This window comes from Achromobacter sp. DMS1 (genome assembly GCF_001270295.1).
Window position 1 is genome coordinate 20,769 of record NZ_LHSJ01000086.1, and the last position, 23,333, is coordinate 44,101.

The window sequence follows — 23,333 nt, forward strand, 5'->3', positions numbered from 1 at the left end:
GCTTTCCCCCGCGCGCCGCCCCTGGTCCGGCGGCGTATCCGTCCTGCTCATTCATGAGACGAAGTCATGGCCGTTAACCTGCAGATCCCCTCCGAGTCCGAAATCTTTCCAGTCGCCGGCGTCGAAATCGGCGTAGCCGAGGCGGGCATCCGCAAGGCCAACCGGCGCGACCTGACCGTCTTCCGCCTGGCCGAAGGCGCCAGCGTGGCGGGCGTGTTCACGCGCAACCGCTTCTGCGCCGCGCCGGTGCAGGTCTGCCAGGCCCATCTGGCCAAGAACGGCCCGATCCGCGCGCTGGTCATCAACACCGGCAACGCCAACGCCGGCACCGGCGCCGAGGGCCTGAAAAAGGCGCAGGACACCTGCGCCGAGCTGGGCAGGCTGCTGGGCGTGCCGGCCGATCAGGTGCTGCCCTTCTCCACCGGCGTCATCCTCGAACCGCTGCCGCTGGACCGCCTGGTGGCCGGCCTGCCCGCCGCCATCGCCGACCTGGGCCCCGACCACTGGTTCGCCGCGGCCCACGGCATCATGACCACCGACACCCTGCCCAAGATCGCCTCGCGCAAGGCGGCCATCGGCGGCAAGACCGTCACCTTTACCGGCATCAGCAAGGGCGCGGGCATGATCCGCCCCAACATGGCCACCATGCTGAGCTTTCTGGCCACCGACGCCGGCATCGCCCAGCCGCTGCTGCGCAAGATGGCCGGCGAGATCGCCGACGCCTCGTTCAACCGCATCACGGTAGACGGCGACACCTCCACCAACGACTCCTTCATTCTCATCGCCACGGGCAAGTCGGGCCTGAACATCGACGCCGAAACCGACCCCGGCTATGCCGAGGTGCGCGAGGCGCTGGCCGCCGCCGCGCTGGAACTGGCTCAGAAGATCGTGCGCGACGCCGAAGGCGCCACCAAGTTCATGACCATCCGCGTCGAGGAGGCCGGCAACGTCGAGGAGGCCCTCAAGGTGGCCTACGCCGTGGCGCATTCGCCGCTCGTCAAGACCGCCTTCTACGCCTCCGACCCCAACCTGGGCCGCATCCTGGCCGCCATCGGCTACGCCGGCATCGACGACCTGGACGTCTCGCGCATCCGGCTGTGGCTGGACGACGTGCTGGTGGCCAAGGACGGCGGCCGCAACCCCGACTACCAGGAAGCCGACGGCCAGCGCGTCATGAAGCAGCCCGAGATCCGGGTGCGCATCGCGCTGGGCCGCGGCCAGGCCAGCGACACCGTCTACACCTGCGACTTCTCGCACGACTACGTGTCCATCAACGCCGACTACCGCTCCTGACCGCGCCGGCGGCGGCCCGCCGCCGCCGCTCCATTGGAAGACACCGTGACCGCAACCGACTATTCCTCGCTCCTGCAGCGCGCCGAACGCGTGCTGGCCCAACTGGAAGCCTGGCTGCCGCCGGCTCCCCCCGACATCGACTGGACCGCCCACGCCTTCCGCTGGCGCAAGCGCGGCTCGCGCGGCTGGCTGGACGCCGTGCGCCACGTCGCGCGCATCGAGCTCGACGACCTGCAGCACATCGAGCGGCAGAAATCCATCATCGACCGCAACACGCAGCAGTTCATCGAGAAGAAGCCCGCCAACAACGTGCTCATGACCGGAGCCCGCGGCACCGGCAAGAGCTCGCTGGTCAAGGCCATGCTGGCAGCCTACGCCGGGCGCGGGCTGCGCCTGATCGAAGTGGACAAATCCGACCTGGGCGACCTGGCCGACATCGTCGAGCTGGTCGCCTCCCGCCCCGAGCGCTTCATCGTGTTCTGCGACGACCTGTCCTTCGAGGAAGGCGAAGCCGGCTACAAGGCGCTGAAATCGGTGCTGGACGGCTCGGTGGCCGCCTCGGGCGACAACGTGCTCATCTACGCCACCTCCAATCGCCGCCACCTCATGCCCGAATACATGAGCGAGAACCTGCAGGCCAGGCACCAGGCCGACGGCGAGATCCACCCCGGCGAAACCGTCGAGGAAAAGATTTCCCTGTCCGAGCGCTTCGGGCTCTGGCTGTCGTTCTATCCCTTCAAGCAGGACGACTACCTGGACATCGTCTACCACTGGCTGCGCGAGCTGGGCTGCCCCGAGGAGCACGTGGAGGCCTCGCGCACCGAAGCCCTGCAATGGACGCTGGAGCGCGGCTCGCGCTCGGGCCGCGTGGCCTACCAATTCGCGCGCGACTGGGCGGCCCGCCATGTCTGAGAAGATCGTCGACGTAGCCGCCGGCCTGATCCTGCGCAGCGACGGCAAGCTGCTGCTGGGCCAGCGCCCCGAGGGCAAGCCCTGGGCCGGCTGGTGGGAGCTGCCGGGCGGCAAGCTCGAGCCCGGCGAAACGGTACTGGAGGCGCTGGCGCGCGAGCTGCAGGAAGAAATCGGCATCCGCGTGACGCAGTCGCGGCGCTGGGTCACCTACGTGCATGCCTACCCGCACACCACGGTGCGCCTGGCTTTCTGCCACGTCACGGGCTGGGAAGGCGAACCCAAGGGCCTGGAGAACCAGCGCCTCGAATGGGTGGACCCCGCGCGCGCGGCCGAGGTCGGCGACCTGCTGCCCGCCGCCCTGCCGCCGCTGCGCTGGCTGCAATTGCCCACCGCCTACAGCATCAGCTCGGCCGGCTCGCGCGCGGGGCGCGGCGGCCTACCTGGGCCGGCTGGACGCCGCCCTGGCGCGCGGCGTGAGGCTCTTCCAGTTCCGCGAGCCCGCATGGCCGGACGGCCCGGCCGCCACTTCGCTGCATGAATTGCTCCAGCAGGTGCTCAGGCGCTGCAAGGCGCAGGGCGCGCGGGTGCTGGTCAACAGCGCGCACCCCGCCGCCTGGTGGCGCGAAGCCGACGGCGTGCACCTGCGCGCGGCCGACGCGGCCGGGCTCTCCGCCCGTCCCGCCCTGCCCGATGGCGCGCTGGTGGGCGTGTCCGCACATGACAACGCCGAGGTCCTGCACGCCCGCGACCTGGACGCGGACTTCGCCGTGCTCGGCCCCGTGCTCGACACCGCCTCGCATCCCGGCGCTCCCACCTTGGGCTGGGAGGGGTTCGAGGCCGGCATCCGCGATGCGGGCCTTCCCGTTTTCGCGCTGGGCGGCCAGTCGGCCGCCACCCTGTCCCAGGCGCTACGCCATGGCGGGCATGGGATTGCGGGGATACGGGGGGTTTAGGGGAGCCCACCCCCGAAGCGCCTGCGGCGCTTCCCCCCTCAAAGGGGGCGCGCCGGCGGACCGGCAAAGCCGGATCCGCGCTGGTGGGAAAGGCGCCGTTGTTCGGCGACGGGGGATTTGCGGTGGGGCGCTGCATTCTCCCCGGTCGTTGGGACGGGGTTCTTCTGAAAAAGGGGCAAGGAGCCGGCCGCTGCTGAGGCGGCGTGGCGGTTACTCGGGCGCGCAGGCGCCGGCCATCAGTTCTTCCAGCCAGCCGGCGAATACCTGCACGCGGCGCGAGGGCGGGTGGCGGTGGGTGTAGAGCAGGGTCATGGGCATGGGCGCGGCGCGGTGGGCGGGCATGACTTCCACCAGGTCGCCGGCGCGCAGCGCGTCGCGCACGTCGTAGGCCGGGATCTGGATCAGGCCCAGGCCCGCCAGACAGCAGGCGATGTAGGCTTCGGCGTTGTCCACGATGACGCGGCCGGGCAGCGGCCGGGTGCGCAACGCGCCGTCTTCCATCCATTCCCAGGGCGCGGGCCGCCCGCTTGCCGGCGGCGCATAGTGCACCGCCCAGTGCGCGTCCAGCTCGGCCGGGTGCGCCGGCACGCCGTGCCGCGCCAGATAGGCGGGGCTGGCCACGTTGATGAGCGCGAGTTCGCCCAGCGGCCGCGCATACAGGCCGGAGTCGCCCAGCCGGCCCACGCGCAGCGCGCAGTCCACGCCCTCGCCCACCAGGTCCACGGGGCGGTCGCTCATGCCCAGGGCCAGTTGCAGCCTGGGATGGCGTTCGAGAAAGTCCGGCAGGGCCGGCGCCACGATGAGCCTGCCGATGCGGCCGGGCACGTCCACCCTGAGCAGGCCCGCCGGGCCCGCGTCGCGGCGGAACAGGCTTTCGGTTTCTTCCATGTCGGCCACCAGCCGCAGGCAGCGTTCGTAGAACAGCTCTCCTTCGCGCGTGGGCGCGACCTGGCGCGTCGTGCGGTTGAGCAGGCGCGCGCCCACCCGGCCTTCCAGCTCCTGCACGGCGGCGGAAACCGTCGAACGCGGCAGGCCGAGCGTGTCGGCGGCGCGCGTGAAATTGGCGCACTCCACCACGCGGGCGAAGACGCGAAAAAGATCGATGCGGTCCACAGCGGGCTGGTTTGTTCGTAATTTCTGTATAGAGCAACCAGAAATACATGATTTATGCCATTTTTCTGGAATATATCATCGAAGCCATGCGGGCACCGCGCAAGGCGGCCCGCCTCTCTCCTGAACCGAAGCGGAGCCCGACATGGCAGACCACAGCATTCAAGGCAAGACCGTCCTCATTGCGGGCGGCGCGAAAAACCTGGGCGGCCTCATCGCCCGCGACCTGGCCGCGCACGGCGCGCGCGCCATCGCCATCCACTACAACAGCGATGCCGCCCGCGCGGACGCCGAGGCCACGGTGGCCGCAGTGCAAAAGGCCGGCGCGCAGGCGGCCGCCTTCCAGGGCGACCTGCGTTCGGCCGCCGCGATGACGCGGCTGTACGACGAGGCGCAGGCCGCGCTGGGCCAGTTCGACATCGCCATCAATACGGTGGGCAAGGTGCTGAAGAAGCCCATTGCCGAAGTCACCGAGGCCGAGTACGACGAGATGTCCGACGTGAACGCCAAGACGGCGTTCTTTTTCCTGCAGGAAGCCGGGCGCCGGCTGCGCGACAACGGCAAGATCTGCACCCTGGTGACTTCGCTGCTGGGCGCGTTCACGCCCTGCTATGCCGCCTACGCCGGCACCAAGGCGCCGGTGGAGCACTACACCCGCGCGGCCGCCAAGGAATTCGGCGCGCGCGGCATTTCGGTCACGGCGGTCGGGCCGGGCCCGATGGACACGCCCTTCTTCTATCCGGCCGAAGGCGCGGACGCCGTGGCGTATCACAAGACCGCGGCGGCGCTGTCGGCCTTTTCTCGCACCGGCCTCACGGACATCGAGGACGTGGCGCCCTTCATCCGTTTCCTGGTGTCCGAAGGCTGGTGGATCACCGGGCAGACCCTGCTCATCAACGGCGGCTACACCACCAGGTAGGCCGCCGCGGCGCGTCCGCCCTCAACCGGCGGGCGAAGCGGGCGGCGGGGNCGGGTGGCCTGCGCGAGCTGGGCGCTGCGCCCGGCGTCGGCTTCGGCGTCGCGTTGCGCCGCGAGCCACAGGCTGAATTGCTGATAGGGAAAGACCAGGCCCACCAGGGCCAGCAGCGCCATGAGCAGCCCGCCGGCGCGGCGGTGCCCGCCCAGCCAGAGCCGGGCGCTGCGGCTGGTGGCCAGCACGGCCAGCCAGGTCAGCAGCGTGCTGAGGCAGGCCAGGGAGGCCGCCATCAGTACGTAGAAATTGCCGCCAGGAAGTGAAACCGGGATCATGGCGGCAATTATGCGCCAAACCCCGGGAGGCGCGGCGCTCAGGAGCGTGACGATTCGGAGCGCGTGGCCACCACCTGCAGCTTCAGCTCGCCCAGCGCCTGGTAGAGCGCGTTGCGGCTGGCCTCGGGCATGTCGCCCAGCATGCCTTTCACCCAGGACTCGTGGGCGCGCGCCATGCGGGCGAAGATCTTCTTGCCCTGCGGCGTGAGCTTGATGAGCGAGCTGCGGCGGTCGGACTCGACCTTGGTGCGCACCACCAGCCCTTCTTTCTCGAGCTGGTCGGTGATGCCCGTGATGTTGCCGTTGGTGACCATCATGTGGCGCGACAGCTCGCCCATCTTCATGCCCTTGGGCGCGCGCTGCAGTTGCGCCATGAGGTCGAAGCGCGGCAGCGTGGTGTCGAACTCGTTGCGCAGCCGGCTGCGGATCTCGCTTTCGATGAGATTGCAGCAGGTGAGCATGCGCAGCCACAGCCGCAGCGCATGATGATCGTCGGGCGCTGCGCGGGATTCGAGATCGGGAGCGTCAATCATGGCGTGGGTCCGTACCGTGGGAGCGGAAGGGCGCGCGCGGATCGCGAAGCTTGAGCGCGGGCGGGATGTCGGGTACTGTCCGACCAGCGCCATGGCGCAAGGCGGAGACAGCGAAGGCGAAAAGGGTAACCATGACGGTAGTTTATTGGTAAAAACCCTAGACTTGTTTTGCCTGATACTTTAAACCTAAACTATGCTGCGCGCCACTTTTCCCCATGCCGCAATGCGGGAGCGGTGTTGCAGGCGCCGGTCTTGCCAGGGTCTTGCAGGCCCCGCCGGGCCGGCAGAAGTCTTTCGAACCGCAATTTACAAGAACACCCCTCTGCGCGGCTCGCGCACGGAGAAAACCACCATGCGTTTCATCACTTCCTTCCTCGCCGCCGCCGCGCTGGTTCCGGCCCTCGCGCAGGCGGACGCCATCAAGGTCGGCATCGCCAACGACATTTCCGGCCCCTTCTCGGCGCTGGGCGCCGAGGCCCGCGACGGCTTCAACCTCGCCATCAAGCAGCTGGGCGGCAAGCTGGGCGGCCAGCCCGCCGAATTCCTGCAGACCGACATGGGCGGCAACCCCGACCAGGCCCGCCAGCTCGTCACCCGCTACATCCAGCGCGAGAAGATCGATTTCTTCACTGGCCCCATCGGCTCCAACGTGGCGCTGGCCGTGGGCCCGGCGCTGTTCGCGGCCAAGGTGCCGTACCTGTCCAACAATCCCGGCCCCAGCCAGCTCGCCGGCGCGCAGTGCAACCCCTACTGGTTCGGCACGTCGTACCAGAACGACGCCTTTCACGAGGCGGCGGGCAAGGTGGCGGCCGACCGCGGCTACAAGAAGATGTTCATCATGGCGCCGGACTACCCGGCGGGCAAGGATGCCCTCACGGGCTTCAAGCGCGGCTACAAGACGCCGCCGGCCGACGAGGTGTACACCAAGCTCGGGCAGATCGACTACGCGGCCGAGCTGGCGCAGATCCGCGCCGCCAAGCCCGATGCGGTCTACATCTTCCTGCCCGGCGGCATGGGCATCAATTTCGTCAAGCAGTTCGTGTCGGCCGGCCTGTCGCAGAGCATCAAGCTCATCGGCCCGGGCTTCTCGGCCGACGAGGACGTCATCCAGGCGGTGGGCGAGCCCATGCTGGGCATGTACAACACGGCGCAGTGGGCGCACGACCTGGACGTGCCGCAGAACAAGGCTTTCGTCGCGGCCTTCCGCAAGGAATACAACGGCCGCTATCCGTCGGTGTACGCCGCCCAGGCTTATGACGTCATCATGGCCATGGATGCGGCCGTCAAGCAGGCCGGCGGCAAGGCCGCCGACCGCCAGGCCATCGTGAAGGCGCTCGAAAAGGCCGACTACCCCTCGGTGCGCGGCAGCTTCACCTACGGCAAGAACCACTATCCCATCCAGGCCTACTACCTGCGCGTGGTCGACAAGGACGCCGACGGCCGCATCACCAACAAGCTGGTGGGCAAGGTGTTCGACCAGTACCAGGACGTCTACGTGGGCGACTGCAAGCTCTGACCGGGCGGCGCCGGCGGGCTCGCGCCCGCCTGCTTCCGCGCGGACCAGGCATCGAAGGCACGCGGGCCGCAAACAGGCCCGCGGCAAGGGGAAGCTTCATGACGTTCACGCTCATCCTCGAGCAACTGCTGAACGGTCTGCAATTCGGATTGATGCTGTTTTTGATCGCGGCCGGCCTCACCCTGGTGTTCGGCATCATGGACATCATGAATCTGGCGCACGGCTCGCTCTACATGGCGGGTGCCTACGTCGCGGCCGAAACCATGCAGCGCACGGGTTCTTTCACCGCCGCGGTGCTGGTGGCCGCGCTGGCCACCGGCGCGGTGGGCCTGGCGCTGGAGCTGGCGCTCGTGCGGCGGCTGGCGCTGCGCGACCACCTGGCGCAGGTGCTGGGAACGTACGCCGTCATTCTCATCGCCAACGACCTGGTCAAGATGATCTGGGGCCGGCCCCCGTCATGCTCAACATGCCAGCCGCCCTGTCGGGGCCGGTGCGGCTGTTGCCCGACCTGTTGTACCCGGCCTATCGCCTGATGATCATCGTGTTCGGGGTGCTCGCGGCGGCGGGATTGTACTGGTTCGTGACGCGCACCCGGGCCGGCGTGCTGGTGCGGGCGGGCGCCTCCAACCGGCAGATGGCTACGCTCATGGGCGTGCGCGTGCCCCTGCTGTTCCTGGGCGTGTTCGTGCTGGGCGCCATGCTGGCCGCCGTGGCGGGCGCGCTGCTGGGGCCGCTGACCTCGGTGCAGATCGGCATGGGCGAGGAAATCCTCATCCTCGTGCTGGTATGCATCGTGATCGGCGGCATCGGGTCGATCCGCGGTGCGTTCGTGGGGGCGTTGCTGGTGGGCATGGTGGACACGGCGGGCCGGGCCTTCCTGCCCATGCTGCTGCGCCAGGTGTTTTCTCCCGCGGTGGCCTCCAGCGTCGGCCCGACGCTGGCCGCCATCGCGATCTACGTATTGATGGCGGTCGTGCTGGTGTTCCGGCCTTCCGGCCTGTTTCCGGCGCGCGGCTGACCATGAGCAGAACCACAGTCTGGTCCCTGGCCCTGCTGGCGCTGCTGGCGGCGTTTCCGTTGGTCGCGCCCATGCTCGGTCTGGATTTCTACGTTTCCTTCGTGCGGCGCGTGCTGATCTACGCGCTGGCCGCCACCAGCCTGAACCTCATCCTGGGCTATGGCGGCATGGTGGCGCTGGGCCACGCTGCCTTCCTGGGCGCCGGCGCCTACGCGGTGGGCATCCTGGGCACCCTGGGGGTGGATTCGGCGCTGGTGAGCTGGCCGGCGGCGGTGGCGCTGGCCGCGCTGCTGGCCTTCGTCACCGGGGCCGTCTCGCTGCGCACGCGGGGCGTGTACTTCATCATGATTACGCTGGCGTTCGCGCAGATGCTGTTCTACATATTCATTTCGCTGCGCCAGTACGGCGGCGAAGACGGCCTGAACCTGCCCGGCTATTCCACGCTGCCGGGGCTGGACCTGGCCAATGACGTGTCCTTCTACTATCTCGTGCTGGCGATTTTCGCGCTGGCCATGTGGGCCTTCGGCCACGTGACGGCCTCGCGCTTCGGCATGGCGCTGCAGGGCGTGCGCGAAAACGAGTCGCGCATGGAGTCCATGGGCTATCCCGTTTACCGCATCAAGCTCACCGCCTTCACGATCAGCGGCGCGGCGGCCGGCCTGGCGGGCGCGCTGCTGGCCAACCATAACCTTTTCATCTCGCCCAGCATCATGCACTGGACGCAGTCGGCCAACCTGCTGATCATGGTGCTGGTGGGCGGCATCGGCCTGCGCTACGGCGGCGTGGCGGGGGCGGTGGTCATGCTCGTGCTGGAGGAAGCCCTGAGGCTCTGGACCGAATACTGGCATCTGCCGCTGGGCATTCTGCTGCTGTGCGTGCTGTTCGGCGCGCCGCGCGGGCTGGCCGGGCTGTTCGGCCCGCTGTTCGCCGGGCGCGCGGCGCCGCGATCCGGAAAGGCGGGCCCATGAACGCCGCCGTTTCCTCCGCGCCCGCCCTGCAGGCCAGCGGCCTGGTGCGCCGCTTCGGCGCGCTGGTGGCCACCGACCATGTCTCGCTCACGCTGAACCCGGGCGAGATCCATGCGCTCATCGGCCCCAACGGCGCGGGCAAGTCCACGCTCATCCACCTGCTGTCGGGCACCCTGGCGGCCGACGAGGGCCGGCTGATGCTGGGCGGGCGGGACATCACCGCTCTGAACGCCCACCAGCGGGTGGCGGCGGGCCTGTCGCGTTCGTTCCAGATCACCCATATCTTCAAGCAGTCCAGCGTGCTGGACAACCTGGCGCTGGCGGTGCAGGCGCATTCGGGCAGCAGCTTCCGCTTCTGGAGGCCGCGCGCGGCCGACACCGCGCTGTACGACCAGGCGCGCGAGCTGGCGCGCGAATGCGCCATCGACCCGGCCCTGCTGGGCAGGCCGGCGGGCACCCTGCCGCACGGCGAGCAGCGCAAGGTGGAGTTCGCGCTGGCGCAGGCGGCCCGGCCCAGCGTGCTGCTGCTGGACGAGCCCATGGCGGGCATGGGGCCGGACGAAACCCTGCGCCTGACCGAACTCATCGAAACCCAGCGCGGCCAGGCCGCCATGCTGCTGGTGGAACACGATATGCAGGCCGTGTTCCGGCTCGCCGACCGGATCTCGGTGCTGGTGTACGGGCGCGTCATCGCGACCGGCACGCCGGACGAGATCCGCGCCAATCCCGAAGTGCGGCAGGCCTACCTGGGCGATGACGAAACCGACGCCAAGGAGACCGCCTGATGCTGGCCATTGAATCGGTGCAAAGCGGCTACGGCGCCAGCCAGGTGCTGTTCGGCGTGAGCCTGGAGATCGGCGCCGGGCAGGTGGTGACGCTGCTGGGGCGCAACGGCATGGGCAAGACCACGCTGCTGCGCACGCTGTTCGGCCAGTTGCCGCTGCGCGGCGGCAGGATGCGCTTTGCCGGCCAGGACATCGGCGGCTGGAGCCCGGACCGCATCGCGCGCCTGGGCATGGCCATCGTGCCCGAGGGGCGGCAGTGCTTTCCCAACCTCACGGTGCGCGAACACCTGACGGCGTTCGCCGACCGCCGCAACCCCGACATCGGGCGGCCCTGGACGCCCGAACGCGTATTCGAGCTTTTTCCCCGCCTGGCCGAGCGCGCCCGCAACATGGGCAACCAGTTGTCGGGCGGAGAACAGCAGATGCTCGCCATCGGCCGGGCGCTGGTCACCAACCCGAGATTGCTGATCCTGGACGAGGCCACCGAGGGCCTGGCGCCGCGCATCCGGGAAGAAATATGGAACTGCCTGGCGCGCCTGCGCGAGGCGGGACAAACCATTCTTGTCATCGACAAATATGTGGAAAGATTGCTCCGGCTGGCCGACCGGCACGTCATCCTGGAGCGCGGCAAGGTGGTGTGGGCGGGCGATTCGGCCGCCCTGGACGCCGACCGGGGCTTGTGGGAACGGTATCTGGGGGTGTAGCGGGAAAGCCGCAGAATGCGCGCCCGTCCGGACCGCACGGAGAAACAAAGAGAAATAAATTGAAATATATGTTGCGTCTTCGCAATGAAAGCGGGCCGTCCGCGGGGCGCTCGTATACACCTGTTTCAATTCCCTTGACTGTTCTCTACACTTAGCGCGCCGGACGTGCCGCGCGGGCGCGCCGGCACTCCGTGCCTTGCCTGGCACGCGGCGGGCGGTGCGCGTGGGCGCACGGCAGGCGGCCGGTCCAGACCGGCCCCCGCGCCCGGCCGGTCCAGCGTGCCTGTGCAAGGCTGCGCGCGCGCCCTGATTTGATTTATGCAGCCGGTCCGTACCCGGTTTTCGGGACGGGCCGATGTCTTGATTGGCGGTTGGGAAGACTTCGCATGGCGAAATGGGGTTTGCGCAGGAAATCGTTGCTGGCGTTATTGCTGGCGTGCCTGGTCGCGCTGGCGCCGGCCGTGATCATCGGCTGGCAAGTGCTCGACGGCGTGCGCGAGCACTTCGGGCGCGCATTTGCCGACAACTTCACTCAACTCAACCGGCAGCGCATCCTGGCGCCGATTTCGCGCGAGCTGGCGCTGTCGCAGCGCCTGGCCGACAGCGAAGTCACGCGGCGCTGGCTGCGCAACGAGAGCGACCCGGCCGCCCGCGAGCTCTTTTTCGTCGAAGCCGACGGCTACCGGCGCGATCTGCTGAGCCACGCCTATTTCATCGCCAGCGCCGCCACCGGCAACTATTACTTCAACGACGACCAGCCCCTGTCCGAGGCGCCGCGCTATACGCTCAGCCCCACGGCGCCGGACGATGGCTGGTTCTACAACACCATCAAGTCGTCCGCGCCGTACAACATCAACGTCAATCCCGATCTCAAGCTCAAGACCACGCGGGTCTGGATCAACGTGCAGGTCCGCGACCGCGGCAAGGTGCTGGGGCTGACGGGCGGCGGCCTGGACGTGGGCGGGTTCCTGCGCGAGTTCGTCAATAGCGGCCAGCCGGGAGTAACGCCCGTCATCGTCGACGAAAACGGCGCGATCCAGGCGTATTCCGACGCGTCCCTCATTGCCTACAATTCGGGCGCGGGCGGCGCGAGCGACGCCAACACCGTGTTCCGGCTGGTGGACGACGGGCCGGGGCGCGACGCGCTGCGCTCGGCCATGCGGGCGGCGAAGGCCGATCCGCAGTCGGTGCAGAGCGGCTGGGCGGACGTCAAGGGCGTGAAACAGCTCGTTTCCGTGGCCTATATGCCGGAATTGCACTGGCACGTGCTGACGCTGGTGGACCTGGGGGCGGCGCGCGTGCTGGACACGCGCTGGCTGTGGCCCGCCGCCGCCGGGCTGGTGCTGCTGTTCGCGGCGCTGCTGCTGTGTTTCGGCTATGCGGTCGAACGCCTCATGCTGCGGCCGCTGCGCCGCCTGCAGCAATCGGCCCGGGCCATCGCCAACGGCAGCTACGACGTGCGCCTGCCGCCGGGCGGGCAGGACGAGATCGGCGATCTGAGCCGCGCCTTCGGCATCATGGCCGACAAGGTGCGCCAGCACACGGCCGAGCTCGAAACCAAGGTGCGCGAACGCACCTCCGAGCTCGAGAGCGCCAACCGCGCCATGGCGGCCGCGCACAAGAAGATCGGCGATTCCATTGACTATGCCAGCCTGATCCAGCGCGCCATCCTGCCCGACCGCCAGTTGACGCAGTCGCTGGGCGCGCACCATTTCGTGCTGTGGAAGCCGCGCGACGTGGTGGGCGGCGATTTCTACGTGTTCCATTCCGACGGCGCCAATTGCCTGCTGGGCATCATGGACTGCGCCGGCCACGGCGTGCCGGGCGCGCTCATGACCATGCTGGCGCGCGCGGCCATCGACCTGGCGGTTTCCGAGGCCGGGCCGCGCGATCCGGCCGGCGTGCTGGCCCGCACCGACAACGCCATCCGCGCCATGCTCGCCGACGCGCAGCTGCCGCGCGCGCTGGCGACGAATACCGATGCGGGGCTGGTATATATTGACCGCCAGGCCGGCAGGCTGCTGTACGCAGGGGCGAAGATCAGCCTGTACGCAAGCAATGGCCACGACCTGCGCGAAATCCCCGGCGGCAGGCGCGCGTTGGGCGACAAGCGGGCCGGCGAGTACCGGAATATCGAACTGCCCATGGAGCCGGGCTGGACCTATTACCTGGCGACCGACGGCTTCCTGGACCAGGCGGGCGGCGAGCATGGCTTCGGCTTCGGCAACACGCGGTTCGCCGAAATGCTCAAACGGCATGCCGGGCGACCGTTAACCGAGCAGGCGGCCGCGTTCACGCAGGCGCTGGCCGAGTACCAGGGCGGCCAGCCCCAGCGCGACGACATTACCCTGCTGTCTTTCCGATTCGAATAAACGTTATCAAGGCGGTAACCCCCCATGAATGCCTCCGATCTCTACGCATTGGGCGAACGGTTCACCCAGAGCCGCACCCTGCTGTGCTTCAACGGGCCGATTTCCCGCAGCCTGATCGAGGAGATCGGCAACGCGCTGAAGAACTACCTGACCGCCGAGCACGTGCGCCCGGCCGAGGCCATGGACGTGTTCTCGGTCTACATCGAGATGATCCAGAACATCCGCCAGTACGCGGCCCTGCGCGGCCAGGTCGACGCCGCCGCCACGGTGGTGATCGGCCGCAATGAGGACAGCCGCTACGTGGTGTCGGCCGGCAACCTGGTGCGCCTCGAGGACGGGCACCAGCTCGTGGCGCGCATCCGCGAGCTGGCCGCGCTCGACAAGCCCGCCCTGAAGGCGGAATACAAGGCCCAGTTGCACAAGCCCCGGGCGCAGGGCGTGGCCTCGGGCGCGGGCCTGGGCCTGATCGACATCCAGCGGCGCGCCGGCGCGCGCTGGAGGCCAGCCTGAAGCCGGTCGAGGCGCAGGGCCTGGCCTTCTTCAGCCTGAGCGCGGTCATCTGAATGGCGATGGCGCGCATGTCACCGTTTCCTGAATCAGCAAACCCGCAACGGCCCCTGGCGGCCGCGGGCGGCGGCGCGCGCGCCGTGCCGCCCGCGCGGGCGTTATCGGAGTCATTGATGAACGACCTGAACATACCGGGCACCCAGTCCACGCCCGCCATTTCGACCGACGCCGCGACCGGCGTGCTGGCGATGCGCGGCGATTCCTATCCCGAAAATTCCTTCGAGCTGTTCGGCCCCGTGATCGAGTGGGTGGAATCGTACCTGGCGACGTCCGCGGCGCCGCTGCGCCTGGAGCTGGAACTGCTCTACCTGAACACCAGCAGCATCAAGTCCATGATGGATATCTTCGACCTGCTGGAAGCCGCCCACGGCAAGGGCCGCGAGGTGGGCGTGATCTGGTACTACGACATGCGCAACGAACGCGTGGGCGAGCTGGCCGAGGAGTTCAAGGAAGACTGCACCTTCCCCTTCTCGGTCGTCGGGCGGCAATGAAAACCGGCTCCTCCGAACTGGACCAGCGCATCGCGGCGCTGCTCGCCGATCCGGCGCATTTCGGCCATCCGCTGCGCGATGCGCTGGAATCGCTGTGGCGGCACAACGCCGAGCAGATGACGCGCATCGAGCGCGTGACCCAGCTTTCGGACGCCTTCCAGAGCATGGCCCACGAGCGCGAGCTGGGCCTGTGCGAACGCTTCGACCGGCAGCTGCGCCGGCTCGCGCGCATTGCGCGCATCTCCGATCACTACCAGAGCATGATGCGCGACCTCAACGCCGCGCTGCAGGAAACATCCAGCCGTGATCCGCTGACCGGCCTGTATAACCGCCGTGCGCTCATGGATATGATCAAGCAGGAAGTCACGCGGGCGGGCCGCAGCGGCCAGTCTTTCGTGGTCGCCATGCTGGACGTGGACCATTTCAAGTCCGTGAACGATCGCTACGGCCACGAGTCGGGCGACCGCGTCCTGGTGGAGCTGGCCGGCGTGCTGGGCGCCAGCCTGCGCGAGTACGACCTGTGCGGGCGATGGGGCGGCGAAGAGTTCCTGGTGCTGCTGCCCAACACTCCGCCCGAGGCCGCGCAGGGCGTCATGGACCGCCTGGTGGCGGCCGTGCGCGGCCTGGCGGTCGAGGTGAACGGCGACGTGCTGCGGCTGACCGTCAGCATCGGCATGGCGTCGCACCAGCTCGGGGAAACCTTTTCGGAAACGCTCAGCCGGGCGGATCAGGCGCTCTACCTGGCCAAGCAGGACGGGCGCGACCGCGTCGCGCTCGGGTTTCCCCGGCCCTGAATGAAACCGGAACCGCAGTCTTCCGGCATGGAGCCCTGTATGCTTGATTCTCATCTCGGCGTTTCGAGCGCGTCCCCGCCAGGGGATATGTGGCATGTGGGCAATTATCTGGCGTCGATGGACCGGGCACTGCTGCTGTTCGACTTCGACCCCGCCGGTCACGTGTTGCACGCGAACGCCAATTTCCTCGCCGCGGTGGGCTATTCCCGCGACGAAATCACCGCCATGCGCCACGACATGCTGTGCGACAGCATGGACGAGGGGCAGGGCTGCGCCAGCAGCGAGCAGGTCTGGGCGCGGCTGCGCCGCGGCGGCCATTTTTCGGGCACCTGCCGCTATCGCCGCGCCGACGGCGAATTCCTCTGGATCGAGGCCACCTATCTGCCCATCGCCGATGCCGCCGGCGAAGTGCGGCGCATCACCGTCATCTCGCGCAAGTCCATCGCCGATGCCGAGCGCCTGGAAGAAATCCGCCTGCTGATGCTGGGCATCAACGAAACCGGCAACGCGGTGGCCGTGTCCGGCGCCGACGGCCGCATCGTGTACGTGAATGACGGCTTCCAGCGCATGCTGGGGTTTTCGCGCGCGGATGCGCTGGACCAGGAACTGGGCGAGCTGCTGGCCGGCGGCCGGCCGGACGGCGGCACCCGCGAAGAGCTGGACCGCCGCATCGCCTGCCGCGACGGTTTCCACAAGGACGTGCTGGTCTACGACCGCGGGGGCAAGCCCCTGTGGGTCTCGGTCATGGCCAACTCCGTGTTCGACGAGCGCGGCACGCTGGTCAACATCGTGGACGTGCTCACCGACATCACGCCCACCAAGGTGCACGAAGTGCTGCAGCGCCGCGTGCTGCAGGCCATGGTGAACGAAGCCTCCGTGACCGAGGTGATGAACATGGTCTGCCGCGAGGTGGAGCGGCTGGCGCCCGAAGTGCTGGCCACCGTGCTGCGCGTGGACGAAAGCGGGCGGCTGCGGACGCTGGCCTCGCCCTCCATGCCCGCGGCCTACGCCGAGGCGCTGGACGGCCTGCCCATCGGCCCGCAGGCCGGCTCCTGCGGCACGGCGGCCTTCCTGGGCCGGCCCGTCATCGTGCCCGACATCGCCACCGACCCGCTGTGGCGCGACTACCGGCACCTGCCGCTGCCCGCGGACATCAAGGCCTGCTGGTCCTCGCCCATCAAGTCCAGCGACGGGCGCGTTATCGGCACCTTCGGCTTCTATTTCCGCGAACGCCGCCTGCCCGACGACTTCCATCATCGCCTGGTGGATGTCTGCGTCTATCTATGCGCGCTGGCGCTGGAGCGCGAAGAGGCCCGCGCCCGCATCCGGCAGCTCGCCTTCTACGACGAGCTCACCGGCCTGCCCAACCGCAACCTGCTGCTGGCCCAGGCCGAGCAGGCCATCGCGCGGGCCGAGCCCGACCGCAAGCGCGTGGCCGTGCTGTTCCTGGACCTGGACCGCTTCAAGCAGGTCAACGACACGCTGGGCCACCCCATCGGCGACGCCCTGCTGCGCGAAGTGGCCCTGCGCCTGCGCAAACTGGCGCGCGCCACCGACATCGTGGGCCGCCTCTCGGGCGACGAATTCGTCATGCTCATGCCGGATTTCGAGCACGGCCGGCTGACCGCCGCCGCCGAGCACATCCTCGTGGCGCTGGCCCAGCCGCTGGGCGTCGGCGGCATCACGCTCAACCCCTCGGTGAGCATCGGCATCAGCGTCTTTCCGGAAAACGGGCGCGACATGGACACGCTGCTGCGCCACGCCGACATGGCCATGTACCAGGCCAAGACGGCGGGCCGCAACCGCATTTCCTTTTTCAGCGCCGAGATGAACCGCCAGGCGCAGGAACGGCTGGCGCTGGAGGCCGCCCTGCGCGACGCGCTGGAAGCCAAGGCGCTGCGCCTGCACTACCAGCCGCAGGTGGGCCTGAAGAACGGCAGCCTGTACGGCGTGGAGGCGCTGGCCCGCTGGCGCCACCCCACGCTGGGCGACATCTCCCCGGCGCGCTTCGTGCCGCTGGCGGAGGAGTGCGGCCTGATCGGCGACCTGGCCCACTGGGCGCTGCGGGAAGCCTGCTCCCAGCTCGCGGCGTGGCGCGGCCGGGGTCTGCGCGTGCCGTCGGTGTCGGTCAACCTGTCGGCCACCAACTTCCACAACCTCAACCTGCCCCGCCTGATCGCGGACAATCTCGCCGAATTCGGCCTGGCCCCGGGCGATCTCATGCTCGAGATCACCGAAGGCGTGGTGCTGGACGCCACCGCCGGCACGCTGCGCACCATCGCGGAGCTGCACCGGCTGGGAGTGCGCCTGTCCATGGACGATTTCGGCACCGGCTATTCCAGCCTGGGCCACCTGCGCCGGCTCATCGTGGACGAGCTCAAACTCGACCGCAGCTTCGTGCAGGGGCTGGAGAGCGACGACGCGGCGCGCGCGCTCACCAGCGCCGTCATCCGCATCGGCGAAAGCCTCAGCCTGCCGGTGGTGGCCGAGGGGGTGGAAAACGAGGAGCAGCGCCGTTTTCTCATCGAGCAGGGCTGCGCCGCGGGACAGGGCTTCCTGTTTTCGCCGCCGCTGCCGGCCGAAGAGCTGGAAGCCTGGCTGCGCGAGCGGGGGTAGGCATCCGCCTTCCGGGCGCGCGNNNNGCGGCCGGCAGACTGCGTGGCCTGCCACACCGCGCCGGGCGGCGCGGCCAACGCCGGCGGCCTCGCGCTGGAAACGCCATTCGGCACGATCTACTCCACCAACATCACCCCCGACAACGAAACCGGTATCGGCCGCTGGTCCTATGGCGCCTTCGAGCGCGCCATGCGCCAGGGCATCCACCGCGACGGACGCCGGCTCTATCCCGCGTTTCCGTATACGGCCTTCGCCAAGCTCAGCGACGCGGACCTGCAGGCCCTGTACGGCTACCTGATGTCGCAGCCGGCCGTGACGTCCAGTCCACCCGAAACGCGGCTGGCTTTTCCATTCGGCCTGCGCCCCCTCCTGGCCGGCTGGAACCTGTTGTTCCACAGCGCCGGACCGTTCTCGCCCGACCCCGCGCGCAGCGCCGAATGAACCGCGGCGCCTATCTGGTGGAAGGCGCCGGCCACTGCGCGGCCTGCCATTCGCCGCGCAATGCCCTGGGCGCGGAAAAACGCGGCCCGCACTATCTCGCCGGTGGCCTGGCCGAGGGCTGGACCGCGCCCGCGCTGGACCGGCTCGCCTCGGGCAAGCTGCCCTGGAGCCGGGACGAGCTCTACCAGTACCTGCGCACCGGCTACTCGCCCCGCCACGGCGTGGCGGCCGGCCCCATGGCTCCGGTGATCCACGGCCTGGCCGAGCTGCCCCGAGAGCGACGTGCGCGCCATCGTCGCCTATCTGATGGACCTGCCGAAACCGGCGGCGGCCGTGGCGCCCTCCGCCGCGCCGCCCGCCTCGGCGCCGGACGCGGGCCTGTCCATCGCGGGCAGGCGCGCGAACGGCGAACGCATCTACCGGAACGCCTGCGCTGCCTGTCACGAGGCCGGCAGCGGGCCGACGCTGTTTGGCGTGAAGCCCCCGCTCGGGCTCAATACCAACCTGCACGCCGCAACGCCCGACAACCTGGTCCACGTGATCCTGAACGGCATCCAGGCTCCCGCGAACGACGAGCTGGGATACATGCCTGGGTTCGGGCACAGCCTGGACGACAGGCAGATTGCGGATTTGATCGACTATTTGCGCGGACGGTTTGCGCCGGAGGAAGAAGCCTGGACAGTTGACACGACGACGATCAGCAGGCTGCGCGCGCATGCGCAGCAAGAGTAGCAAGGGGAAAACAGGGGCAACGGCCCCTGTGAGCCACCCATGAGCCGTTCCCCCCGGCCCGGCGCGCGGCTTGCATGCCCAGAAACGCGCGGAATCGGCAATTGCGGTGATGACAAAAAGGAAATCTACACATGTCAGCTTCATTCATTTCAGTGGAACAGGGCATCCAGGCGGCGGGCGTCGGCAAATTCCAGTACCGGCTCTTCGTGATTTTCGGCCTGGTGTGGCTGGCCGACGCGATGCAGGTGCTGTCCATCGGCTTCAGCGCACCGACGATCGCCAAGACCTTCGGCATCACGGTGCCCCAGGCGCTGCAGACGGGCACGTCCTTCTTCGTGGGCATGCTGATCGGCGCCTTCGTATTCGGCCGCCTGGCCGACCGCATCGGCCGCCGTCCGGTGCTCATGATGGCCGTCATCGTCGACGCCTGCGCCGGGGTGGCCTCGGCTTTCGCGCCCGAATTCGGCTGGCTCCTGCTGCTGCGCTTCCTGACGGGGATCGGCGTGGGCGGCACGCTGCCGGTGGACTACACGATGATGGCCGAGTTCCTGCCCAGCGACCGCCGCGGCCGCTGGCTGGTGCTGCTGGAATCGTTCTGGGCGGTGGGCACCATCTGCCTGGCCGTGCTGGCGCTGGCTGCCGCGTCGCGGGGAGACGATGCCTGGCGCATGATTTTCTTCGTGACCGGGCTGCCTGCCCTCATCGGCGTGGCGCTGCGCTTCTACATTCCCGAATCGCCCATGTACCTGAACCGCAGCGGCCGGCCGGGCCAGGCGCGCAAGGTGCTGGAACGGGTGGCCCGCGTCAACGGCCGTTCTCCCGAGATCCCTGAAATCAAGCCCGAACTGCTGGAGCGCAAGCCCCTGTCGGCGCTGTTCTCCTCCGGCTACCGGCGCCGCAGCGTTTCGCTCTTCCTGGCCTGGGCGCTGATCTCCATCGCCTACTACGGGGTCTTCGTCTACCTGCCCATCAAGCTCAGCAGCGCGGGCTTCGCGTTCATGCGCGGGCAGGAATTCCTGGTCGTGCTCGCTCTCGTGCAGCTGCCCGGCTTCGCCCTGTCGGCCTACGGTGTCGAGCGCTGGGGCCGCAAGCCCACGCTCATCGGCTTTCTGCTGCTGAGCGCCGCAGGCTGCATGCTCTACAGCCTGGGCACTTCGCCCGTGGTGGTGGTCGGCTCCACCCTGCTGATGAGCTTTTCGCTGCTGGGCACCTGGGGAGCCCTGTATGCCTTCACGCCCGAGGTCTACCCGACCGACCTGCGCGCCAGCGGCATGGGCATGGCCGGCGCGGTCGCCCGTTTCGGCGGGCTCTTCGCGCCGGCGATCATCGCGCCCATCATGAGCAGCCACTTCACGCTGGCGCTGGTCGTGCTGTCGAGCATGCTGGCGGCGGGCGCGCTTTCGATCTGGGCCGTGGACGTGGAATCGCGCAACCGCGCGCTGGACTGAACGGCGCCGGCAACCGGGAGCCGCGCCCCCGGGCGCGGCTCCCGGCCCACCGGCCGCTCATTCCGTCTCGTCGCTCTCCAGCATCTTCTTCAAGAGGAAATCGAGCGCCACGCGCTCGGCCGGATTGAGCTTGCCATAAGTGCTTTCCGTGATCTGCTTGGCGAACGGCTCCATCTGCTCCACCAGCCCGCGCCCGACGGGCGTGAGGTTGACGACCAGCTTGCGGCGGTCGAACGGATCGTGATCGACCTGGACCAGCTTGCGCTGCTTGAGCCGGTCCACTACGCCGCGTATGGTGGCCTGGTCTATCACCGTGACCTTGACGATGTCGGCCAGGGAACTTCCCTCGTTGTCGCGCACGGAGCAGAGCACCACGAACTGCGCCGCGGTGAGCTGGGAGTCGGGAATGTACTGCTGGAAAAGCGCGGTATGCCGCTGGTAGGCGCGCCGGAGCAGGTGGCCGATCTGGTCGGAGAACAAATAGTCGTCTTCGTTGGAGGCGGACTTGCCTTTCGTATTTCGCATGAGCCTATCCGAGCGATGCAATGGACACTGTGATTTTTCTCAATGGATGTTTGCGCAGTGTACGAGGCCCGGCGGCGCCGTAGGGAACAGGCCGCCGCCCGAGCGCCGGCCGCTAGTCAACTCGGCCGGTTTCAGCCGATCACCTTGCGCACATCCAGCATGCTGGTCTGCCCTTCCAGGCCCAGGTCCAGCCGCAGCCCTTCGGTCGAATAGGAAACGCTCATGACCAGGCCGTAGCTCAGCACTTCCGAAGAAACCTTGGCGCCGTCCGCGTCGGTGGCGAGCGCGGAAACCGTATAGGCGCCCGGCTCCAGCGCCACGCCGGCGTCGTTCTTGCCATCCCATTCGAAGCTGTACACCCCGGTCTTCTGGTCGGTCAGCTCGATGGTGCGCACCACGGCGCCGGTGGAATCGGAGATGCGGATCTGCACCTTGGCGGCGTCTTTCTGCAAGTCCAGGCCATAGGGGGTGGCCACGCGCTCGGCCTGGTTCTCGGCATCCACGCCCAGCTTCACGGTGGAGCCCGGAATCAGCACGCCCTTGCCGATCATGGCCACGGCGTTCATGGACTGCGACACGTCGATCTGGCCGCTGATGGCCAGCATGGTGTTCTTGAGATTGGTGATCCCTTCCACCGTGGAAATCTGCGCGAGCTGCGAAGTCAGCTCCGCGTTCTGCATGGGATTGAGGGGATCCTGGTTCTGCATCTGCGTGACCAGCAGCGTCAGGAACTGGTCCTGCAGGCTCTGGGCGGAGCTCGCCGAGTTCGCTCCCGTTTGGGCCAGGCCCATGGCCGTGGAGCTGGTGGTTTGGTCGATAGTCGTCATGGAATCGCCTTGTCGTCTGGGGCGTGCCGGGGTGATCAGGACTGGCCGATGGTCAGCGTCTTCTGCATCAGGCTCTTGGCGGTGTTGAGCACCTCCACGTTGGCCTGGTAGGAACGGGAAGCCGCGATCATGTTGACGGTTTCGGCCACCGGGTCGACATTGGGCATGTTCACGTAGCCCTCGGCGTCGGCCATCGGGTGCTTGGGGTCATAGACGCGCTTGAGCGGCGAGGAATCCTGGATCACGCCGGCCACCCGCACGCCGCCGATCTCCTGCCCAGCCGCCTGCCCGCCCGCGGGGTCGACCTGGAACACGACCTGCCGCGCCCGGTAGGGCTGGCCGTCGGGGCCCACCACGCTGTCGGCGTTGGCCATGTTGCTGGCCGCCACGTTCATGCGCTGCGACTGCGCACTCAGGGCCGAGCCCGCGATACTGAAAATGCTCAACAAGGACATTGCCTGACGCTCCCTTTGAATGTCATTCCTGGATGGCCGCCATCATGGTGCGGATGCGGCCCGACAGGACTTGCATGGTGCTCTGGTAGTGCAGCGTGTTGTCCGCGAACTGCACCCGCTCCACGTCCATGTCCACCGTGTTGCCGTCCAGGCTGGGCTGGTAGGGCAGCCGGTAGAGCAGCTCGGGTGGGCCCGGCGAGGCCGCCTTGGCCGGGATGTGCCGGGCCGAGGTCAGCGTGAGCTGGGTGTCGGGCAGCCGCATGCCTGCGTCCATGGCGTTCTGCATGGCCGTGCGGAAATCGAAGTCGCGGGCCTTGTAGTTGGGCGTGTCGGCGTTGGCGATATTGGAAGACAGCACTTCCTGGCGCTGCGCGCGCAGCGCCAGCGACTGCTGGAAGAAGCGGAAATCCTCGTTGAGCCTGTCTAGCATCGGATAGCCCTGTGCGTTGCAATACGGATGTCTCGGCGCGGACGCGCCATGGACTTGTTCGGATGACGGCATCATAGGGGCCGGCCGCGCCGCACAATCAGCCAAATAACCCGTTATTTCGCATCCAATTCCCGTATTGCCGGAGCCGGCGGGCTTCTACAATTCATTCACCATGAAGATTCCCGCACCGTGCCGCTTCCGCCCGCTGGCGGCCTGCGCCCTGCTGGTTGCCGCGCTGCCGCTTCCCCGGGCCGCGCACGCCCAGGATGCCGCCGTCCAGGCGCCCGAAGCCGTCGCCGCCGCCGCCCGGTCGTACCTGATCGAGCAGCTGTCCGCGCTGCGCGGCCAGCCCACGGTGGCCATCGACCCGCCCCGCACCGACCATCTGTCGGCCTGCACCGATCTGTCCCCCTTCCTGCCTTCCGGCATGCGCCCGCGCGCCCGCATGACGGTCGGCGTGCGCTGCATCGCCCCCAGGCCCTGGACCACCTATGTGCAGGCCACGGTCAGCGTTCCCGGACAGTACTACGTGGCCTCGCGACGCCCTGCCCGGCCTGCGCATCGCGGGCGTGGACTGCCACATCGGCTCGCAGCT

Annotated in this window: 19 protein-coding genes and 4 pseudogenes; 17 read left to right on the forward strand and 6 right to left on the reverse strand. The window is 68.4% G+C overall.

Annotated elements, in window-relative coordinates:
• The first annotated feature begins 66 nt into the window (after positions 1–66).
• The 3 genes and pseudogenes from argJ (at position 67) to AD428_RS12055 (ending at position 3,158) form a co-directional block, all read left to right on the forward strand.
• Positions 67–1,293: a bifunctional glutamate N-acetyltransferase/amino-acid acetyltransferase ArgJ gene (gene argJ, locus AD428_RS12045; protein ID WP_053245313.1), complete on the forward strand. Its 1,227-nt coding sequence runs from the start codon at positions 67–69 to the stop codon at positions 1,291–1,293.
• Positions 1,294–1,338: 45 nt separating this feature from the next.
• Entirely contained in the window at positions 1,339–2,205 is an 867-nt protein-coding gene (locus AD428_RS12050) for an ATP-binding protein (protein WP_053245329.1), read from the forward strand.
• Positions 2,198–3,158: pseudogene (locus AD428_RS12055) on the forward strand (Nudix family hydrolase). The gene AD428_RS12050 and the pseudogene AD428_RS12055 overlap by 8 nt, the downstream one beginning before the upstream one ends.
• A gap of 210 nt (positions 3,159–3,368) precedes the next feature.
• On the opposite strand, the gene AD428_RS12060 reads toward AD428_RS12055, so the two are convergent.
• A complete protein-coding gene (locus tag AD428_RS12060; RefSeq protein WP_053245314.1) occupies positions 3,369–4,271 on the reverse strand; it encodes a LysR family transcriptional regulator in 903 nt (300 codons plus the stop codon).
• Positions 4,272–4,413: 142 nt separating this feature from the next.
• Between AD428_RS12060 and AD428_RS12065 the strand changes: the two genes are divergently transcribed.
• The gene (locus AD428_RS12065; protein ID WP_053245315.1) at positions 4,414–5,187 is read left to right on the forward strand and encodes an SDR family oxidoreductase; all 774 of its coding nucleotides are present in this window, start codon (positions 4,414–4,416) and stop codon (positions 5,185–5,187) included.
• A gap of 367 nt (positions 5,188–5,554) precedes the next feature.
• Here the strand turns inward: AD428_RS12065 and AD428_RS12075 are convergent, their stop codons facing one another.
• Complete coding sequence (locus AD428_RS12075; RefSeq protein ID WP_053245317.1) at positions 5,555–6,049, reverse strand: MarR family winged helix-turn-helix transcriptional regulator; 495 nt, start codon at positions 6,047–6,049, stop codon at positions 5,555–5,557.
• 352 nt (positions 6,050–6,401) lie between these two features.
• Here AD428_RS12075 and AD428_RS12080 point away from each other — a divergent pair, with 352 nt between their 5' ends.
• From AD428_RS12080 to AD428_RS12135, 12 genes and pseudogenes are all read left to right on the forward strand, one after another.
• Complete coding sequence (locus AD428_RS12080) at positions 6,402–7,565, forward strand: ABC transporter substrate-binding protein (RefSeq protein ID WP_053245318.1); 1,164 nt, start codon at positions 6,402–6,404, stop codon at positions 7,563–7,565.
• Positions 7,566–7,663: 98 nt separating this feature from the next.
• Positions 7,664–8,583, forward strand: a pseudogene (locus AD428_RS12085) (branched-chain amino acid ABC transporter permease).
• A gap of 2 nt (positions 8,584–8,585) precedes the next feature.
• Positions 8,586–9,551 (forward strand): branched-chain amino acid ABC transporter permease, encoded by a 966-nt coding sequence (locus tag AD428_RS12090; RefSeq protein ID WP_053245319.1) that lies wholly within the window; start codon positions 8,586–8,588, stop codon positions 9,549–9,551.
• Entirely contained in the window at positions 9,548–10,336 is a 789-nt protein-coding gene (locus AD428_RS12095; RefSeq protein ID WP_053245320.1) for an ABC transporter ATP-binding protein, read from the forward strand. Before AD428_RS12090 ends, AD428_RS12095 begins: the two co-directional genes overlap by 4 nt.
• Positions 10,336–11,040, forward strand: a complete 705-nt coding sequence (locus AD428_RS12100) for an ABC transporter ATP-binding protein (RefSeq protein WP_053245321.1) — start codon at positions 10,336–10,338, stop codon at positions 11,038–11,040. Before AD428_RS12095 ends, AD428_RS12100 begins: the two co-directional genes overlap by 1 nt.
• 386 nt (positions 11,041–11,426) lie before the next feature.
• Complete coding sequence (siaA, locus tag AD428_RS12105; protein WP_200908031.1) at positions 11,427–13,412, forward strand: biofilm regulation protein phosphatase SiaA; 1,986 nt, start codon at positions 11,427–11,429, stop codon at positions 13,410–13,412.
• Positions 13,413–13,436: 24 nt separating this feature from the next.
• Positions 13,437–13,922 carry a biofilm regulation protein kinase SiaB gene (gene siaB / locus AD428_RS12110; protein WP_304438945.1) on the forward strand — a complete coding sequence of 162 codons (486 nt, stop codon included), beginning with the start codon at positions 13,437–13,439 and terminating at the stop codon, positions 13,920–13,922.
• A 170-nt stretch (positions 13,923–14,092) separates the two neighbouring features.
• On the forward strand, positions 14,093–14,470 hold the full coding sequence (gene siaC / locus AD428_RS12115; RefSeq protein ID WP_053245322.1) for a biofilm regulation phosphoprotein SiaC: 378 nt from the start codon (positions 14,093–14,095) through the stop codon (positions 14,468–14,470).
• Positions 14,467–15,264, forward strand: a complete 798-nt coding sequence (gene siaD, locus AD428_RS12120; protein WP_053245323.1) for a biofilm regulation diguanylate cyclase SiaD — start codon at positions 14,467–14,469, stop codon at positions 15,262–15,264. The genes siaC and siaD overlap by 4 nt, the downstream gene beginning before the upstream one ends.
• The gene (locus AD428_RS12125) at positions 15,265–17,880 is read left to right on the forward strand and encodes a sensor domain-containing protein (RefSeq protein ID WP_053245324.1); all 2,616 of its coding nucleotides are present in this window, start codon (positions 15,265–15,267) and stop codon (positions 17,878–17,880) included.
• Between the two features lie 26 nt (positions 17,881–17,906).
• A pseudogene (locus tag AD428_RS12130) lies at positions 17,907–19,053 on the forward strand (c-type cytochrome); the annotation flags it as partial.
• Positions 19,054–19,184: 131 nt separating this feature from the next.
• Positions 19,185–20,501 (forward strand): MFS transporter, encoded by a 1,317-nt coding sequence (locus AD428_RS12135; protein ID WP_053245325.1) that lies wholly within the window; start codon positions 19,185–19,187, stop codon positions 20,499–20,501.
• Positions 20,502–20,558: 57 nt separating this feature from the next.
• On the opposite strand, the gene AD428_RS12140 is transcribed toward AD428_RS12135, so the two are convergent.
• The 4 genes from AD428_RS12140 to flgB form a co-directional block, all read right to left on the reverse strand.
• Complete coding sequence (locus AD428_RS12140) at positions 20,559–21,026, reverse strand: MarR family winged helix-turn-helix transcriptional regulator (RefSeq protein ID WP_053245326.1); 468 nt, start codon at positions 21,024–21,026, stop codon at positions 20,559–20,561.
• Between the two features lie 131 nt (positions 21,027–21,157).
• Positions 21,158–21,853 (reverse strand): flagellar hook capping FlgD N-terminal domain-containing protein, encoded by a 696-nt coding sequence (locus AD428_RS12145; RefSeq protein ID WP_053244012.1) that lies wholly within the window; start codon positions 21,851–21,853, stop codon positions 21,158–21,160.
• Between the two features lie 35 nt (positions 21,854–21,888).
• On the reverse strand, positions 21,889–22,308 hold the full coding sequence (flgC, locus tag AD428_RS12150; protein WP_053244011.1) for a flagellar basal body rod protein FlgC: 420 nt from the start codon (positions 22,306–22,308) through the stop codon (positions 21,889–21,891).
• 22 nt (positions 22,309–22,330) lie between these two features.
• Complete coding sequence (gene flgB, locus AD428_RS12155) at positions 22,331–22,738, reverse strand: flagellar basal body rod protein FlgB (RefSeq protein WP_053244010.1); 408 nt, start codon at positions 22,736–22,738, stop codon at positions 22,331–22,333.
• A gap of 172 nt (positions 22,739–22,910) precedes the next feature.
• On the opposite strand from flgB, the pseudogene AD428_RS12160 reads away from it, so the two are divergent.
• Positions 22,911–23,333: pseudogene (locus tag AD428_RS12160) on the forward strand (hypothetical protein); the annotation flags it as partial.

Excerpts from the sequence above, each read along its gene's own strand:
- argJ (WP_053245313.1), top strand. The coding sequence starts at position 67 with ATGGCCGTTAACCTGCAGATCCCCTCCGAGTCCGAAATCTTTCCAGTC.
- AD428_RS12065 (WP_053245315.1), top strand. The coding sequence starts at position 4,414 with ATGGCAGACCACAGCATTCAAGGCAAGACCGTCCTCATTGCGGGCGGC.
- AD428_RS12075 (WP_053245317.1), bottom strand. The coding sequence starts at position 6,049 with ATGATTGACGCTCCCGATCTCGAATCCCGCGCAGCGCCCGACGATCAT.
- AD428_RS12080 (WP_053245318.1), top strand. The coding sequence starts at position 6,402 with ATGCGTTTCATCACTTCCTTCCTCGCCGCCGCCGCGCTGGTTCCGGCC.
- AD428_RS12090 (WP_053245319.1), top strand. The coding sequence starts at position 8,586 with ATGAGCAGAACCACAGTCTGGTCCCTGGCCCTGCTGGCGCTGCTGGCG.
- AD428_RS12095 (WP_053245320.1), top strand. The coding sequence starts at position 9,548 with ATGAACGCCGCCGTTTCCTCCGCGCCCGCCCTGCAGGCCAGCGGCCTG.
- AD428_RS12100 (WP_053245321.1), top strand. The coding sequence starts at position 10,336 with ATGCTGGCCATTGAATCGGTGCAAAGCGGCTACGGCGCCAGCCAGGTG.
- siaA (WP_200908031.1), top strand. The coding sequence starts at position 11,427 with ATGGCGAAATGGGGTTTGCGCAGGAAATCGTTGCTGGCGTTATTGCTG.
- siaB (WP_304438945.1), top strand. The coding sequence starts at position 13,437 with ATGAATGCCTCCGATCTCTACGCATTGGGCGAACGGTTCACCCAGAGC.
- siaC (WP_053245322.1), top strand. The coding sequence starts at position 14,093 with ATGAACGACCTGAACATACCGGGCACCCAGTCCACGCCCGCCATTTCG.
- siaD (WP_053245323.1), top strand. The coding sequence starts at position 14,467 with ATGAAAACCGGCTCCTCCGAACTGGACCAGCGCATCGCGGCGCTGCTC.
- AD428_RS12125 (WP_053245324.1), top strand. The coding sequence starts at position 15,265 with ATGAAACCGGAACCGCAGTCTTCCGGCATGGAGCCCTGTATGCTTGAT.
- AD428_RS12135 (WP_053245325.1), top strand. The coding sequence starts at position 19,185 with ATGTCAGCTTCATTCATTTCAGTGGAACAGGGCATCCAGGCGGCGGGC.
- AD428_RS12140 (WP_053245326.1), bottom strand. The coding sequence starts at position 21,026 with ATGCGAAATACGAAAGGCAAGTCCGCCTCCAACGAAGACGACTATTTG.
- AD428_RS12145 (WP_053244012.1), bottom strand. The coding sequence starts at position 21,853 with ATGACGACTATCGACCAAACCACCAGCTCCACGGCCATGGGCCTGGCC.
- flgC (WP_053244011.1), bottom strand. The coding sequence starts at position 22,308 with ATGTCCTTGTTGAGCATTTTCAGTATCGCGGGCTCGGCCCTGAGTGCG.
- flgB (WP_053244010.1), bottom strand. The coding sequence starts at position 22,738 with ATGCTAGACAGGCTCAACGAGGATTTCCGCTTCTTCCAGCAGTCGCTG.